Raw genomic sequence first — 13,726 nt, 5'->3', positions numbered from 1 at the left:
TATTGAAGGAACGAAAATGGCTGATGGCAAAATCGTTCAGTGTATCGGCGCTGTGGTGGACGTTGAATTCCCACGTGACGCGATGCCTAAGATTTACGACGCCTTGAAGATGGATGGCTCGGAACTGACGCTGGAAGTACAACAACAGCTGGGTGACGGCGTAGTCCGCACCATTGCGCTGGGTACATCCGACGGTTTGCGCCGCGGCATGACAATCAAGAACACAGGCCAGCCAATCATGGTGCCGACCGGTAAAGCAACACTGGGCCGCATCATGGACGTGCTGGGCAACCCGATCGACGAATGCGGTCCGGTAAGCCACGAAACCACTGCCTCTATCCACCGCAAGGCTCCTGCGTACGACGAATTGTCGCCATCGCAAGAACTGCTGGAAACCGGCATCAAGGTTATCGACCTGGTTTGCCCGTTCGCCAAGGGCGGTAAAGTCGGCCTGTTCGGCGGCGCGGGTGTGGGCAAGACCGTGAACATGATGGAACTGATCAACAACATCGCCAAGGCGCACAGCGGCTTGTCCGTGTTTGCCGGTGTCGGTGAGCGTACTCGCGAGGGTAACGACTTCTATCACGAAATGGCTGACGCTAAAGTGGTTGATCTGGAACATCCGGAAAAATCCAAGGTCGCCATGGTCTACGGCCAGATGAATGAACCGCCAGGCAACCGTCTGCGCGTTGCGCTGACCGGCCTGACCATCGCTGAAGGTTTCCGCGATGAAGGCAAGGACGTGCTGTTCTTCGTCGATAACATCTACCGCTACACACTGGCCGGTACCGAAGTTTCCGCGCTGCTGGGCCGTATGCCTTCCGCCGTGGGTTACCAGCCAACGCTGGCTTCGGAAATGGGCCAGCTGCAAGAACGTATCACATCGACAAAAACCGGTTCGATCACATCGATCCAGGCCGTCTACGTTCCTGCGGATGACTTGACCGACCCGTCGCCTGCAACCACGTTTGCTCACTTGGACTCCACCGTTGTGTTGTCGCGTGACATCGCTTCGCTGGGTATCTACCCTGCGGTTGATCCGCTCGACTCGACTTCGCGCCAGCTGGATCCGCAAGTGGTCGGCCAGGAGCACTACGAAACTGCCCGCGCTGTGCAAGGCATCTTGCAACGCTACAAGGAATTGCGCGACATCATCGCGATTCTGGGCATGGACGAACTGGCTCCGGAAGACAAGCTGCTGGTCGCGCGTGCACGTAAGATGCAGCGTTTCCTGTCGCAGCCTTTCCACGTTGCTGAAGTGTTTACCGGTTCGCCAGGTAAATACGTTTCGCTGAAGGACACGATCAAGGGCTTCAAGATGATCGCCAGCGGCGAACTCGATCACCTGCCGGAACAAGCGTTCTACATGGTCGGCACGATCGAAGAAGCAATCGAAAAGGCCAAGAAGATCGGCTAACCGGCAAGCGCCGGAGCCGCCGCAGCTGAGCGGCTCCGGCGCTTCCCGTTAGTGACTTCATGGACAACAAAGGGTTTAAGATGGCAAACACTATTCACGTAGACGTTGTTTCCGCGGAAGAGATGATCTTCTCCGGCGAAGCCGAATTCGTCGCGTTGCCGGGCGAGTCGGGCGAGCTGGGGATTTATCCTCGTCACACCCCGCTGATCACGCGCATCAAGCCGGGCGCGGTACGGATCAAGGTGGCAGGCCAGGCGCAGGACGAGTTCGTGTTCGTTGCCGGCGGTTTGCTGGAAGTGCAGCCGAATCACGTTACCGTTCTGGCTGACACGGCCATCCGCGGCGCCGACCTGGACGAAGCGAAGGCTAGCGAAGCCAAGCGCCGTGCCGAAGAAGCGTTGACCAATAAAGAATCCCTGATCGATTACGCAAAAGCACAGTCCGAGTTGTCGGCAGCGATTGCGCAACTGGCAGCGATTGCGAAATTGCGTCAAAAAGGACGTTGATCCGGTAAAACGCCGTTAATTCGGATGGCAACCAGAAAAAGCAGCTTCGGCTGCTTTTTTGTTGCCTGGAGCAACAGTCTTTATCATTTGTCATCGCGTTTTTAATGACGCCGCCGCTGATCTTCCACTAAGATGGATGAAAAGCGCAGGTCCCCGTTGCGCGCATAAATGGAGACGACAAATGAAAATCCGGCTGCTGCATTTTCTGACCGCCGCTCTGCTGGCAATCGGCCTGTGCGCCTGCGAGAGGCCAGCCGACACGGCTCCTACTCCTAAGGTTTACCGGGTCGGCATGAACGCCGCGTTCGCCCCGTTCGGCTCCATAGATACCAGCGGCAAGATCGTCGGTTTCGACGCCGACATCATGCAGGCGGTAGCGGACCAGGCGGGCATCAAGATCGTCTGGGTGAATACGCCGTGGGAAGGAATTTTCTCCACCCTGGCCAACGCCGACATCGACATCATCGCTTCCGGCGTCACGATTACCGATGAGCGCAAGCAAAGCATGCTGTTTTCCGATCCGTATTTCGAGGCCAAGCAGGTGATCCTGGTGGCGCCCGGCAAACAGATCAGCAGCCCGGACGACCTGAAGCAGGCGAACCGGGTCGGTGTCACCGGCGGCACCAGCGCCGACACCATCATGCAGAAAATGCTAGGCAAGAACAACAACGCCCTGGTGCGCTTCGAAAGCCTGCCGCTGCTGCTGAACGAAGTGGATAACGGCGGGGTCGACGCCGCGGTGGGCGACAACGGCGCGGTAGAGAACCACCTGAAATTCAACAAGGACAAGGGCTTCAAGCTGATCGAAAGCGACAAGTTTGAAAAAGAATACTATGGCATCGCGGTAAGGCCGGCCGATACCGCGCTGATGGCCAAGATCAACAGCGCGCTGAAAGCCCTGCACGGCAACGGCAGCTACGACAAGATCTACGCCAGCTATTTCTCCAAGTAAGCCTGGGGCAGGGCGGGCGCGCAGCCCGCCTTGCGCTCGCTGGCAGAACAGCGGGTTCTCGCGGTAATATCACAGAAAGATTCTCAAGCTCACGAGGATTTCCCTTACGTCGACAAGTAGATATCCGAACCCATGCCAACCACATCCGCTCCTGTGTCCAATCCTGCCAACCCGATCATCGCCATCGTCGGCCTTTCTTCCAAACCGGACCGGCCAAGCTATGGCGTAGCCCGCTACATGCAGGAGCGCGGTTACCGGATCATCCCGGTCAATCCCACGCATGCTGGCGCTCACATCCTCGGCGAGCCTTGCTACGCAAACCTGTACGACGCGGCGAAAGCGCTGGCCGCAGACCGGCTGAAGATCGACATCGTCGACTGTTTCCGCAAGGCGGAAGATATTCCGCCTATCGTCGGCGAGGCGATCATGATCGATGCCCGCTGTGTCTGGATGCAGCTCGGCATCGTCAATGAAGCGGCAGCCGCCAAGGCGCGCGCCAACGGCATGCAGGTGGAGATGGACAGCTGCATCAAGATCGAACATGCGCTGGGAAACCTGCACGGCATCCTGTAAGCAGCAACCGCAATACTGTCCCAAGGGATATCGGAGAGAACAATGAAAGCATGCACGCAGTTTCGCGCCGGCAAGCAAACCAAGATCAAGGATGCCGACGCCGAGCAGAAACCGCTTTCCAGCGGCGACAAGACCAAGGACCGGGACCAGGTAGCCGCGCTGGCGGCAGAAATCGCCGTGCTGCAGGAAATGCTGTATGCGGCGCAGGAGCACAAGGTGCTGGTGGTACTGCAGGGTACCGACACCAGCGGCAAGGACGGCACCGTAAAAGGGGTGTTCAACCTGATCAATCCGCAAGGCATCCAGATTGCCAACTTCAAGGCCCCCAGCACCATCGAGCGCGCCCACGACTATCTGTGGCGGGTGCATCAGCAGGTGCCGCAGCAGGGCGAGATCGTGGTTTTCAACCGCAGCCACTATGAAGACGTGCTGATCACCCGCGTGCACGACTGGATCGACGAGGACGAATGCGAACGCCGCTATGCCCAGATCCGCGATTTCGAGAGAATGCTGGCGGAAACCGGCACCACCATCATCAAGTGCCTGTTGCACATTTCCAAAGACGAGCAGCGCAACCGCTTGCAGGAACGCATCGACGATCCGGCCAAGCACTGGAAATTCGACATGCAAGACCTGGAAGAGCGCAAAAGCTGGGACAAATACCAGGTATTGTTTGGCAAGGCGATCGATGCCACCGATGCCGACCACGCGCCCTGGTATGTGATCCCGGCCAATTCCAAGACGCACCGCAACCTGGCGATCGCCAGCATCCTGCTGGAAACCCTGACTGACCTGAAACTGAAGCCGCCGCCCGCCAAACCTGAATTAAAAGGCTTGAAGATAGAATGAATTTAACGGCGGCAACCACTATAATTGTTTGCTGTTAAGAAAAAATCATATAAACAGTTTGATCCGTGACGTTAGCAAAAATGAAGGAGACATGACGTGCGCCGCTGGTTGCCGGAACTGATCGCATTACCGCTCTTGCCATGGCTGCTCATACAAGGCCGTCGCACGCGCCGCATTACGCCACGCCTGCCGGAAGCGATGGGACCGACCATCGGCCAGGCCCAGATCGCCGGCAGCACCGAGCCGCCGCAACGGCCGCTGGCTTTGCTGACGATCGGCGAGTCGCCGGTGGCTGGAGTCGGCGTCGCCACCCATTACGAAGCGATCACCGGCCAGTTTGCCGCTGCGCTGGCGATGCGCTTGCAGCGTACCGTGACCTGGCAGGCGGTCGGCGAAAACGGCGCCACCCTGAGCGACGCCGTCAAGACCATGCTGCCCCAGGTGGCCTCGCAAAAGGTGGATATCGTGCTGATTGCGTTCGGCGTCAACGACACCACCGCATTCCGCTCCTGCAACCGCTACCGGGCCGAGCTGCTGCAGCTGATGCGCGACCTGCAGGCGCACCTGGACCCGCGCCTGATCGTGATTTCCGGGATTCCGCCCATCCACGCCTTCCCGGCGCTGCCGGAACCCCTGCGCTATGTGCTTGGCTTGAAAGCCAAGGCGCTGGATGAAACGGTGGAACAGCTGATTGCCGAGCTGCCGGCAGACCTCGGCCAGCTGCGGGTAACGCGGGTGCCTATCCTGATCGACATCAACGACCACGCCCTGATGGCGTCCGACGGCTATCATCCGTCCGCCAGCGGCGTCTCCCTGTGGGCGCGCCAGCTGGCGACCGCTGTTGCGGCCCATCTGAAATCGATCAAGAAGAGCAAGCTGGCCGCGCAGCAGGCGGCCAGCAAGCAGGGCTGAGCCGGCGCCTTCCTGTGCGGGTTACTTGAGCCACTGGTTGAGCACCCGGTCGTAGTCGCCGGTCGCTTTCAGCTGGTGCATCCAGGTGTCGACGAATTCCTTGAACGGCACATCGCCGCGCGGCAGCATGAACGCCTTTTCCGAGAATTGCAGCGGCTGGTCCGGACGGATCGCGCATAGCTGCGGATGCAGCTTGGCCTGCCACAGGGTTTCGCTGGCGTCGGTCACCATCACGTCGGCCTTGCCCTGCACGATCTGGTCGAAGATGGTGACATTGTCCGGGTGCAGGATCAGCTGCGCCTGCTTGTAGTTGGCGCGGGCGAATCGTTCATTGGTGCCGCCCGGGTTGACGATGGCGCGCGTGGCCGGCTGGTCGATCGCCGCCAGCGACTGGAATTTTGCGGCGTCGGCGCAACGCGCGATCGCCGCTTTGCCATCCACCATGTGCGGGGCCGAAAACGAGACTTTCTTTTGCCGCTCAAGCGTCACCGATACGCCGCCCATGGCGATATCGCATTTCTCCAGGAAGTCGCTGGTCAGGTTGCTCCAGCTGGTCTTGACGAAGCGCGCTTCGACCCCGAGCGCCTTGGCCAGCGAGCGCGCCAGGTCGACATCGATGCCTTCGAAACTGTTGTCGCTCTTGAAAAACGTGAACGGCTTGTAGTCGCCGGTCATGCACACTCGCAGGCTGCCGGATTTGACGACTTCGTCGAGCCGCGACGGTGCGGTCTGGGCGGAGGCCGAGGTGGCTGTTGCGGCTAGCGCCAGCACCAGCGTGAAAATCAACGTCTTCATGCAATCTCCTTGGTTAAAAATCATTTCCAGTGGGTTTTTATGATCGCCGCCAGCTTGTCGAAAGCCGGTGCGATCTGTTCATTCGGCACGCAGGCATAACCCAGCAGCAAACCCTGGTGCCTGGCGCCGGCGTTCATGAAATAGCGCGATAGCGGCCGCGCCACGATTCCCTCGGCGCGCGCGGCGCGGCTGATGGCCAGGTCGTCGCATTGCGGCGGCAAGCCCAGCGCCAGGTGCAGGCCGGCTTCGCCGCCGGTGAGCGTGATGCGGTCGCCGAAATGCCGTTCGATCGCAACCTGCAGCAGGTGCAGGCGCTCCGCATACAAGACCCGCATGCGCCGGATGTGCGACGCAAAATGGCCTTCGGTCATGAAATCGGCCATGATCGCCTGCATGAAAACCTGGCTGCCGCGATACAGCTCGGAGACGCCGGTCGCGAACGCCGGCGCCAGCGATTCCGGCACCACCATGAAACCGATGCGCAGGCTGGGAAACATGGTCTTGCTGAAGGTGCCCATGTACAGCACGCGGTCGTCGGTATCCATGCCTTGCAAGGACGCCAGCGGCCGGCTGCCGTAGCGGAATTCGCTGTCGTAGTCGTCCTCGATGATCCAGACCTTGCGGGTCGCTGCATATTCCAGCAGCATGCGCCGCCGCGACAAGCTCATCACCATGCCCAGCGGATACTGGTGCGACGGCGTGGCGCAGATGAAACGCGGCGGCTGGCGCAGGTTGGCCAGGCGCATGCGCATGCCTTCGGCGTCGACCGGGATCGCCACCGGCTTGATGCCAAGCGAATTGAGCACGCTGCGTGTGCCCCAGTAGCACGGATCTTCGACCCAGGCGCTGTCGCCATGCTCGCCCAGCAGCTTGACCACGATGTCCAGCGACTGGTGGATGCCGGTGGTGATGATCACCTGGCTGGCATTGCAGTTGACCGAACGCGCGATGCGCAGGTATTCGGCGACCGCTTCGCGCAGCGGCAGGTAGCCGCCGGCATCGCCGTAGGTCAGCAGTTCGGCGCGCGAACGGCGCCAGTGCTTGTTTTGCAGGCGGCTCCAGATCTTGTTCGGGAACAGGGTGACGTCCGGCACGCCCGGCATGAACGCGCCCCACTGCAAATCGCTGACGCCGGCTTGCTGGATCAGCGCCGCGCCATGGGCCGACAGTTCCGACTGGCCGCTGGGGTCGGTCAGCGGCGGGGTGTTCAGGCGGACTTCGGGAATCTGGTCGGGCGTGGTGTCGGCGATGAAGGTGCCGGCGCCGGCGCGGGTTTCCAGGTAACCCTCGGCGATCAGCTGTTCGTAGGCATAGGTCACGGTATTGCGCGATATGGCCAGCTCGCGCGCCAGGTCGCGCGAAGACGGCAGTTGCCAGCCGGACGGCAGCAGCTGCGACAGGATGGCTTCGCGGATGGCCTGGTAGATCTGCCGGTTGAGCGGCGCGCCTGTGCCCTTGGCCGCCTTGGCGCCGTCGGCGCCGCGTTCCATGCGCATCAGCAAAAAATCGGTGAGCGAGGCGATGCGCAAAGTGGCTCCATTAGAAAACTGAAAGTGGCACTATATTATAGATCCAGCTCGGCCTTAGTATGCATCAAAGCTTGTACAAAAAATGCATATCGATTCTAGGAGCCAAGATGAAAAACGACGGATACCACGCAGCCGCGGCAGCGGCAACCACCAACGCTGCACTGCATCAACGGAAAAATGCCGCCACCCCGCGCGGTGTCGGCGTCATGTGCGATTTCTACGCCTCGCATGCCTTGAATGCCGAAATCTGGGATGTGGAAAACCGCCGCTTCATCGATTTCGCGGCCGGCATCGCCGTCCTCAACACCGGCCATCGCCATCCCAAACTGGTAGCGGCGATCCAGGAACAGCTCGGCAAGTTCACCCATACCGCCTACCAGATCGTGCCTTACGCCAGCTATGTCGAACTGGCGGAGCGCATCAACGCCATCACGCCTGGCGGCCATGCCAAAAAAACCACCTTCTTCTCGACCGGCGCCGAAGCGGTAGAGAACGCCGTCAAGATCGCCCGCGCCGCCACCGGCCGCAGCGCCGTGATCGCGTTTTCCGGCGCGTTCCACGGCCGCACCATGATGGGCATGGCGCTGACCGGCAAAGTGGTGCCGTACAAGGTCGGTTTCGGTCCGTTCCCGGCGGAGGTCTACCATGTGCCGTTCCCGATGGAATTGCATGGCGTCAGCGTGGAAAGTTCGCTGGCCGCACTGCAGGCGCTGTTCAAGGCCGACGTCGATCCCAAGCGGGTCGCCGCCATCATCCTGGAGCCGGTGCAAGGCGAGGGCGGTTTCTACGCTGCGCCGCCGGCCTTGATGCAGGCGCTGCGCGCCTTGTGCGACGAGCACGGCATCCTGCTGGTGGTAGATGAAGTGCAAACCGGTTTTGCCCGCACCGGCAAGCTGTTTGCGGTAGAGCATTCCGGCGTGATCCCGGACCTGATGACGATGGCCAAGAGCCTGGCCGGCGGCATGCCGTTGTCGGCTGTGTGCGGCCGCGCCGAGATCATGGATGCGGCGGCGCCCGGCGGCCTGGGCGGCACTTACGCCGGCAATCCGCTGGCGGTCGCTTCGGCGCTGGCCGTGCTGGACGTGATCGAAGAAGAAAAACTGGTGGAACGCGCCAACTTGCTGGGCGCCAAGCTGAAACAGGTGCTGGAAGGCCTGCGCGCCGAGATTCCGCAGATTGCCGACATCCGCGGCCTGGGTGCGATGGTGGCGGTGGAATTCCTGCATCCCGGCACGCGCTTGCCGGATGCCGAGTTCACCAAGAAGGTCCAGGCCGAGGCGCTCAAAAACGGCTTGCTGTTGTTGAGCTGCGGGGTCTACAGTAATGCGATCCGCTTCTTGTTTCCGCTGACCATAGAGGATAACTTGATGGATGAGGCGCTGGCCATCCTGAGCGCAGCGATGCGCACCGTTGCCGCAGCTAGAACCTAGATTTGGCAGTTGACCGCTCATTTGAGTCTGAAAAGCCTTATGAACGCTGTTTATCTTTCGTTTAATGATGTTTGCCCATTGGGTGAAAGCGCTACGGGCGCGATTGCACATTTTTCCGGTCCTCTGGCGTCGTTGCTCCTCCTAGTGGAATGGAGTCCACGTCGTCGTCGCGCCTAGCCAGAGAACCGGAAAAATGCACGCTCGCATCCGTTCAACTACCAAATCTAGGTTGAAACTTGTCGGGAGATTGAGTTGAAGCAAGAAAATATCGCCACCCACTTGCCCTTGGTGTCCAAGGAAGTTGCCGATAAACCAGGCGCGCCGGATATCCTGGTGCAGTTTTCCGGCGTCAAGAAAACCTACGACGGCGAGAACCTGGTGGTCAAGGACCTCAACCTGGATATCCAGCGCGGCGAGTTCCTGACCTTGCTCGGGCCGTCCGGTTCCGGCAAGACCACCTGCCTGATGATGCTGGCCGGCTTCGAGTTCCCCACCGGCGGCGAAATCCGCCTGGACGGCCAGCTGCTCAACAAGGTGCCGCCGCATAAACGCAACATCGGCATGGTGTTCCAGAACTATGCGCTGTTCCCGCACATGACGGTGGCGCAAAACGTCGCCTATCCGCTGCGGGTGCGCAACATCAGCGGCAGCGAACGGGCCGGCAAGGTCAAGAAAGCGCTGGACATGGTGCAGATGGGCAAGTTCGGCGACCGTTATCCGGCGCAGCTGTCCGGCGGCCAGCAGCAGCGCATCGCGCTGGCGCGGGCGCTGGTGTTCGATCCCAAGCTGGTGCTGATGGACGAGCCGCTGGGCGCGCTCGACAAGCAGCTGCGCGAACACATGCAGCTGGAACTGAAAGCCCTGCACAAGCGGCTCGGCGTGACCTTTGTCTACGTCACCCATGACCAGAGCGAAGCGCTGACCATGTCAGACCGCGTCGCCGTGTTCGACCAGGGCATCATCCAGCAGCTGGCGGTGGTCGACCGTCTCTACGAATATCCCGAAAACCAGTTCGTGGCCGGTTTCATCGGCGACAACAACCGTTTCAACGGCGTGCTGGCGGCCAGCGAAGGCGCCAACGGCACGGTGCGTTTGCCGCATGGCGGCTTGCTGAGCGGGCTCAACGCCAACGACGCCGGCGTCGGCCGGCAGGTGGTCGCCTGCATCCGGCCGGAACGGATCCACCTGTTGCCGCTGGCCGATGCGCCGGAACAGGCTTTGCGCGTCAGCGTCAGCAGCCTGATCTATTTCGGCGATCACGTGCGGGTGCGCTGCGCAATCCCGCAGCAGGACGACTGTTTCGTCAAGCTTTCCCTGAACGATCCGGCGCTGGCCGGGTTGTACGAAGGCACAGAGGTTGCATTGGACATAGATCCCAAGCACCTGCGCATTTTCATTTGAAAATTTTCCGCACTTGTTCGCATTTGCTTTTTTTTAAATCCCGAGGAGACGTGATGAAGTCGATATTCAAACCTGTTTTTAGCAGCGTTGTACTGGCGTTGGCTGCAGTAGGCATGGCGCAGGCGGCAGCCTTGACGGTGGTCAATTTCGGCGGCGCCAACGGCGCGGCGCAAAAAGTGGCCTACATCGATCCCTACGCCAAGGCTAGCGGCGACAAGATCACGGTCGTCGAATTCAACGGCGAGCTGGCCAAGGTCAAAGCCATGGTCGAAGCCAAGAAGGTCAGCTGGGATGTAGTGGAAGTAGATGCCGGCGATATCGGCCGCGCCTGCGAAGAAGGCTTGCTGGAAAAGATCGACTTCAGCAAGATCGGCAACAAGGCCGATTTCAGCCCTGCCGCCATCCATGAATGCGGTGTCGGCGCTTTCGTCTGGTCGACCGTGCTGGCCTACGATGCCGACAAGCTCAAGACCGCGCCGAAAACCTGGGCTGATTTCTGGGACACCAAGAAATTCCCAGGCAAGCGCGCCATGAAGAAGGGCGCCGAGTACACGCTGGAATTTGCGCTGATGGCGGACGGTGTGGCGCCGAAAGACGTCTACAAGCTGCTCGGCACCAAAGCCGGCGTCGACCGCGCCTTCAAGAAGCTGGATGAGCTCAAGCCGAATATCCAGTGGTGGGAAGCCGGCGCCCAGCCGCCGCAATTCCTGGTGGCGGGCGATGTCGTGATGTCGACCGCATTCAACGGCCGTATCGACGCCGCGCAACGGGAAGGCAAGAACCTGAAGGTGAGCTGGATCGGCAGCATCTACACGCTGGATTTCTGGGTGATTCCAAAGGGCACGCCGAACAAGGCCGACGCCGAGAAATTCATTGCCTTCGCCAGCAAGCCGGATTCGCAAAAGGCTTACGCCAGCAATATCTCCTACGGTCCGGTGAACAACCAGGCGCTCAAGCTGCTCGATCCGAAAACGCTGGCTAACCTGCCGACCTCGCCGACCAATGCCAAGGACGCCTTGCAACTGAGCCTGTCGTTCTGGACCGACCATGGTGAAGAACTGGAGCAGCGTTTCACGGCCTGGGCCGCCAAGTAAGCAGACTGGCATGGCCGCAAGCCGTGTTGTCCACGGCTTGCGGCGGTTCTTTGCAATTCATCATCTAGCGCACCCGGAACACCATGACTTCTATTGCATCTGCCGGCGTCAGTCCTGCCATGACGCCGCCCGCATCACCGCAGAATTCCCAGCTCAGGCGTGAGTTGCGCCAGGCCCAGTTCCGCAAGCGCGCCGCGGCGCTGGCGCTGATCGCGCCGCTGGCGATTTTCCTGCTGCTGACTTTCCTGGTGCCGATCGCGATGCTGCTCAAGCGCGCTGTGGAAAATCCGGAAGTCGCCGCCACGCTGCCGCATACCGTGGCCGCGCTGAGCAACTGGGACCGCAAGAGCGCGCCGCCGGACGCCGCCTACGCCGGCCTCGCCAGCGACCTGCTGCGCGCCAGGGAAGACAGTTCGGCCGGCTCGTTGGCGCGCCGCCTCAATTCGGAAATCTCGGGCGCCCGTTCCATCATCATGAAAACCGCGCGCGCCTTGCCTTTGCTGGATGCCGACGGCAAACCGTTGCCGCCTGCGCAAATCAAGCAGGCGCTGATCGACATCGATGAGCAATGGAGCCAGCTGCCGTACTGGCAGGCGATCGCCAAGAACGGCGCGCCATATTCGCCGTACTACCTGCTGGCGGCGCTGGACCTGAAGCAGGACGCGTTCGGCCATATCGAAAAAGCCGATCCAAGCGCATCGGTATACCAGAAGATTTTCGGCCGCACGTTCTGGATGGGACTGGTCGCTACCCTGGCTTGCCTGGCGCTCGGTTATCCGCTGGCGTACTGGCTGTCGACCATGTCGGAACGGCGCGCCAACCTGTTCATGATCCTGGTGCTGATTCCGTTCTGGACCTCGATCCTGGTGCGGGTCGCGGCCTGGATCGTATTGCTGCAGTCGGAAGGCCTGGTCAACAAGGCGCTGATGGCGACCGGCCTGACCCAGGCGCCGCTGGAACTGCTGTTCAACCGCATCGGCGTGTATATCGCCATGACCCACATCCTACTGCCGTTCATGATCCTGCCGCTGTATAGCGTGATGAAGGCCATACCGCCAACCTACCTGCGCGCCGCGGTGTCGCTCGGCAGCCATCCGTTCGCCGCGTTCTGGCGCGTGTATGTGCCGCAAACCTATCCTGGCATCGGCGCCGGCGCCTTGCTGGTGTTCATCCTGTCGGTCGGCTACTACATTACGCCGGCGCTGCTGGGCGGGCCGAATGAGCAGATGGTGAGCTATTACATCGCTTATTTCACCAATGTCACCATCAACTGGGGCATGGCGTGCGCGCTGGGCGCGTTGCTGTTTGCCGCGACGCTGGTGCTGTACGGCGTGTACCGCCGCTTCACCAAAAACGACGTGGCGATGGGATAAGAAGATGAAACTGCTTCCACAATTTCCTCCTTACGTCTCGCTGGCCGAACGCGCCTGGTTTTTCTTTTCGCGCGGCTTCAACCTGCTGGTGCTGCTGTTCCTGCTGCTGCCGATCCTGGTGATCATTCCGCTGTCGTTCAGCGACAGCACTTTCCTGGTGTATCCGATCCACGGTTTTTCGATGCGCTGGTACCAGAACCTGGTGCATTCGGAAGAATGGGTCAGCGCCGCGAAAAACAGCTTCATCGTGGCGCCGTTGGCGACCGTGCTGGCAACCATACTCGGCACCCTGGCGGCGGTCGGCCTGAACAAGGCGGATTTCCACGGCAAGGGTTTGCTGATGGCGGTGCTGATCTCGCCGATGGTGGTGCCGGTGGTGGTGGTGGGCGTCGGCGTGTATCTGTTCTTTGCGCAGATCGGCTTGTCCGACAGTTATACCGGCCTGATCCTGGCGCATGCGGCGCTCGGCGCGCCTTTCGTGGTGACCACGGTGCTGGCGACGCTGCAAGGTTTCAACCAGAACCTGGTGCGCGCCAGCCTCAGCCTGGGCGCCAATCCGCTCTCCACTTTTTTCCGGATTACCTTGCCGGTGATTGCGCCTGGCTTGATTTCCGGCGCCTTGTTCGCCTTCGCCACCTCGTTCGACGATGTAGTGGTAACCTTGTTCGTAGCCGGCCCCGGCCAAGCCACCTTGCCACGCCAGATGTTTACCGGCATCAAGGAAAACATCAGCCCGACCATCGCTGCGCTGGCCACCATCCTGATCGTGTTTTCCACCTGCCTGCTGCTGGTGCTGGAATGGATACGCGGACGCAACAAGGCGCTCGCCAAATTCTAGCCGCTTGCAGAGCACTGCTTCTCAGCACGCATATCGCAACCTGGTATGCGTGTCTTC

13 protein-coding genes are annotated in these 13,726 nt (G+C 60.7%); 11 read left to right on the top strand and 2 right to left on the bottom strand.

Going from position 1 to position 13,726, the window contains the following annotated elements:
- The first annotated feature begins 16 nt into the window (after positions 1-16).
- From atpD to BM062_RS08520, 6 genes are all read left to right on the top strand, one after another.
- A complete protein-coding gene (gene atpD / locus BM062_RS08545) occupies positions 17-1,417 on the top strand; it encodes a F0F1 ATP synthase subunit beta (protein ID WP_092354792.1) in 1,401 nt (466 codons plus the stop codon).
- A gap of 80 nt (positions 1,418-1,497) precedes the next feature.
- Positions 1,498-1,923 carry a F0F1 ATP synthase subunit epsilon gene (locus tag BM062_RS08540; RefSeq protein ID WP_041743818.1) on the top strand — a complete coding sequence of 142 codons (426 nt, stop codon included), beginning with the start codon at positions 1,498-1,500 and terminating at the stop codon, positions 1,921-1,923.
- A 181-nt stretch (positions 1,924-2,104) separates the two neighbouring features.
- A complete protein-coding gene (locus tag BM062_RS08535) occupies positions 2,105-2,875 on the top strand; it encodes a basic amino acid ABC transporter substrate-binding protein (RefSeq protein WP_092395799.1) in 771 nt (256 codons plus the stop codon).
- Between the two features lie 132 nt (positions 2,876-3,007).
- Positions 3,008-3,448, top strand: coding sequence for a CoA-binding protein (locus BM062_RS08530; protein WP_092395797.1), 441 nt, complete (start codon positions 3,008-3,010; stop codon positions 3,446-3,448).
- 42 nt (positions 3,449-3,490) lie between these two features.
- Entirely contained in the window at positions 3,491-4,297 is an 807-nt protein-coding gene (locus BM062_RS08525) for a PPK2 family polyphosphate kinase (RefSeq protein ID WP_092395795.1), read from the top strand.
- Between the two features lie 96 nt (positions 4,298-4,393).
- Positions 4,394-5,209 (top strand): SGNH/GDSL hydrolase family protein, encoded by an 816-nt coding sequence (locus BM062_RS08520; protein WP_254785007.1) that lies wholly within the window; start codon positions 4,394-4,396, stop codon positions 5,207-5,209.
- Positions 5,210-5,230: 21 nt separating this feature from the next.
- Here the strand turns inward: BM062_RS08520 and BM062_RS08515 are convergent, their stop codons facing one another.
- Positions 5,231-6,004, bottom strand: coding sequence for a transporter substrate-binding domain-containing protein (locus BM062_RS08515; protein WP_092395793.1), 774 nt, complete (start codon positions 6,002-6,004; stop codon positions 5,231-5,233).
- Positions 6,005-6,024: 20 nt separating this feature from the next.
- A complete protein-coding gene (locus BM062_RS08510) occupies positions 6,025-7,533 on the bottom strand; it encodes a MocR-like pyridoxine biosynthesis transcription factor PdxR (protein ID WP_092395791.1) in 1,509 nt (502 codons plus the stop codon).
- Positions 7,534-7,640: 107 nt separating this feature from the next.
- On the opposite strand from BM062_RS08510, the gene gabT reads away from it, so the two are divergent.
- The 5 genes from gabT to BM062_RS08485 all read left to right on the top strand — a co-directional run bounded on the left by gabT (position 7,641) and on the right by BM062_RS08485 (position 13,669).
- The gene (gene gabT, locus BM062_RS08505) at positions 7,641-8,963 is read left to right on the top strand and encodes a 4-aminobutyrate--2-oxoglutarate transaminase (RefSeq protein ID WP_092395789.1); all 1,323 of its coding nucleotides are present in this window, start codon (positions 7,641-7,643) and stop codon (positions 8,961-8,963) included.
- 267 nt (positions 8,964-9,230) lie between these two features.
- The gene (locus BM062_RS08500) at positions 9,231-10,364 is read left to right on the top strand and encodes an ABC transporter ATP-binding protein (protein WP_371326569.1); all 1,134 of its coding nucleotides are present in this window, start codon (positions 9,231-9,233) and stop codon (positions 10,362-10,364) included.
- Between the two features lie 53 nt (positions 10,365-10,417).
- A complete protein-coding gene (locus tag BM062_RS08495) occupies positions 10,418-11,458 on the top strand; it encodes an ABC transporter substrate-binding protein (protein WP_092395787.1) in 1,041 nt (346 codons plus the stop codon).
- Positions 11,459-11,541: 83 nt separating this feature from the next.
- Entirely contained in the window at positions 11,542-12,831 is a 1,290-nt protein-coding gene (locus BM062_RS08490) for an ABC transporter permease (RefSeq protein WP_371326567.1), read from the top strand.
- Positions 12,832-12,835: 4 nt separating this feature from the next.
- Positions 12,836-13,669: an ABC transporter permease gene (locus BM062_RS08485; protein ID WP_092395785.1), complete on the top strand. Its 834-nt coding sequence runs from the start codon at positions 12,836-12,838 to the stop codon at positions 13,667-13,669.
- Positions 13,670-13,726: the final 57 nt, after the last annotated feature.

Origin of the sequence: Collimonas sp. OK412 (assembly GCF_900112135.1) — a bacterium.
In the GTDB taxonomy this organism is placed as follows: Bacteria; Pseudomonadota; Gammaproteobacteria; order Burkholderiales; family Burkholderiaceae_D; genus Collimonas; species Collimonas rhizosphaerae.
Note: the sequence above shows the minus strand (reverse complement) of the source record. Positions and strands in the feature narration are given on the sequence as shown.

Bases quoted from the DNA above. Each gene is read 5' to 3' on its own strand.
- BM062_RS08535 (WP_092395799.1), top strand. From the start codon at position 2,105: ATGAAAATCCGGCTGCTGCATTTTCTGACCGCCGCTCTGCTGGCAATC.
- gabT (WP_092395789.1), top strand. From the start codon at position 7,641: ATGAAAAACGACGGATACCACGCAGCCGCGGCAGCGGCAACCACCAAC.
- atpD (WP_092354792.1), top strand. From the start codon at position 17: ATGGCTGATGGCAAAATCGTTCAGTGTATCGGCGCTGTGGTGGACGTT.
- BM062_RS08525 (WP_092395795.1), top strand. From the start codon at position 3,491: ATGAAAGCATGCACGCAGTTTCGCGCCGGCAAGCAAACCAAGATCAAG.
- BM062_RS08485 (WP_092395785.1), top strand. From the start codon at position 12,836: ATGAAACTGCTTCCACAATTTCCTCCTTACGTCTCGCTGGCCGAACGC.
- BM062_RS08515 (WP_092395793.1), bottom strand. From the start codon at position 6,004: ATGAAGACGTTGATTTTCACGCTGGTGCTGGCGCTAGCCGCAACAGCC.
- BM062_RS08540 (WP_041743818.1), top strand. From the start codon at position 1,498: ATGGCAAACACTATTCACGTAGACGTTGTTTCCGCGGAAGAGATGATC.
- BM062_RS08530 (WP_092395797.1), top strand. From the start codon at position 3,008: ATGCCAACCACATCCGCTCCTGTGTCCAATCCTGCCAACCCGATCATC.
- BM062_RS08495 (WP_092395787.1), top strand. From the start codon at position 10,418: ATGAAGTCGATATTCAAACCTGTTTTTAGCAGCGTTGTACTGGCGTTG.
- BM062_RS08490 (WP_371326567.1), top strand. From the start codon at position 11,542: ATGACTTCTATTGCATCTGCCGGCGTCAGTCCTGCCATGACGCCGCCC.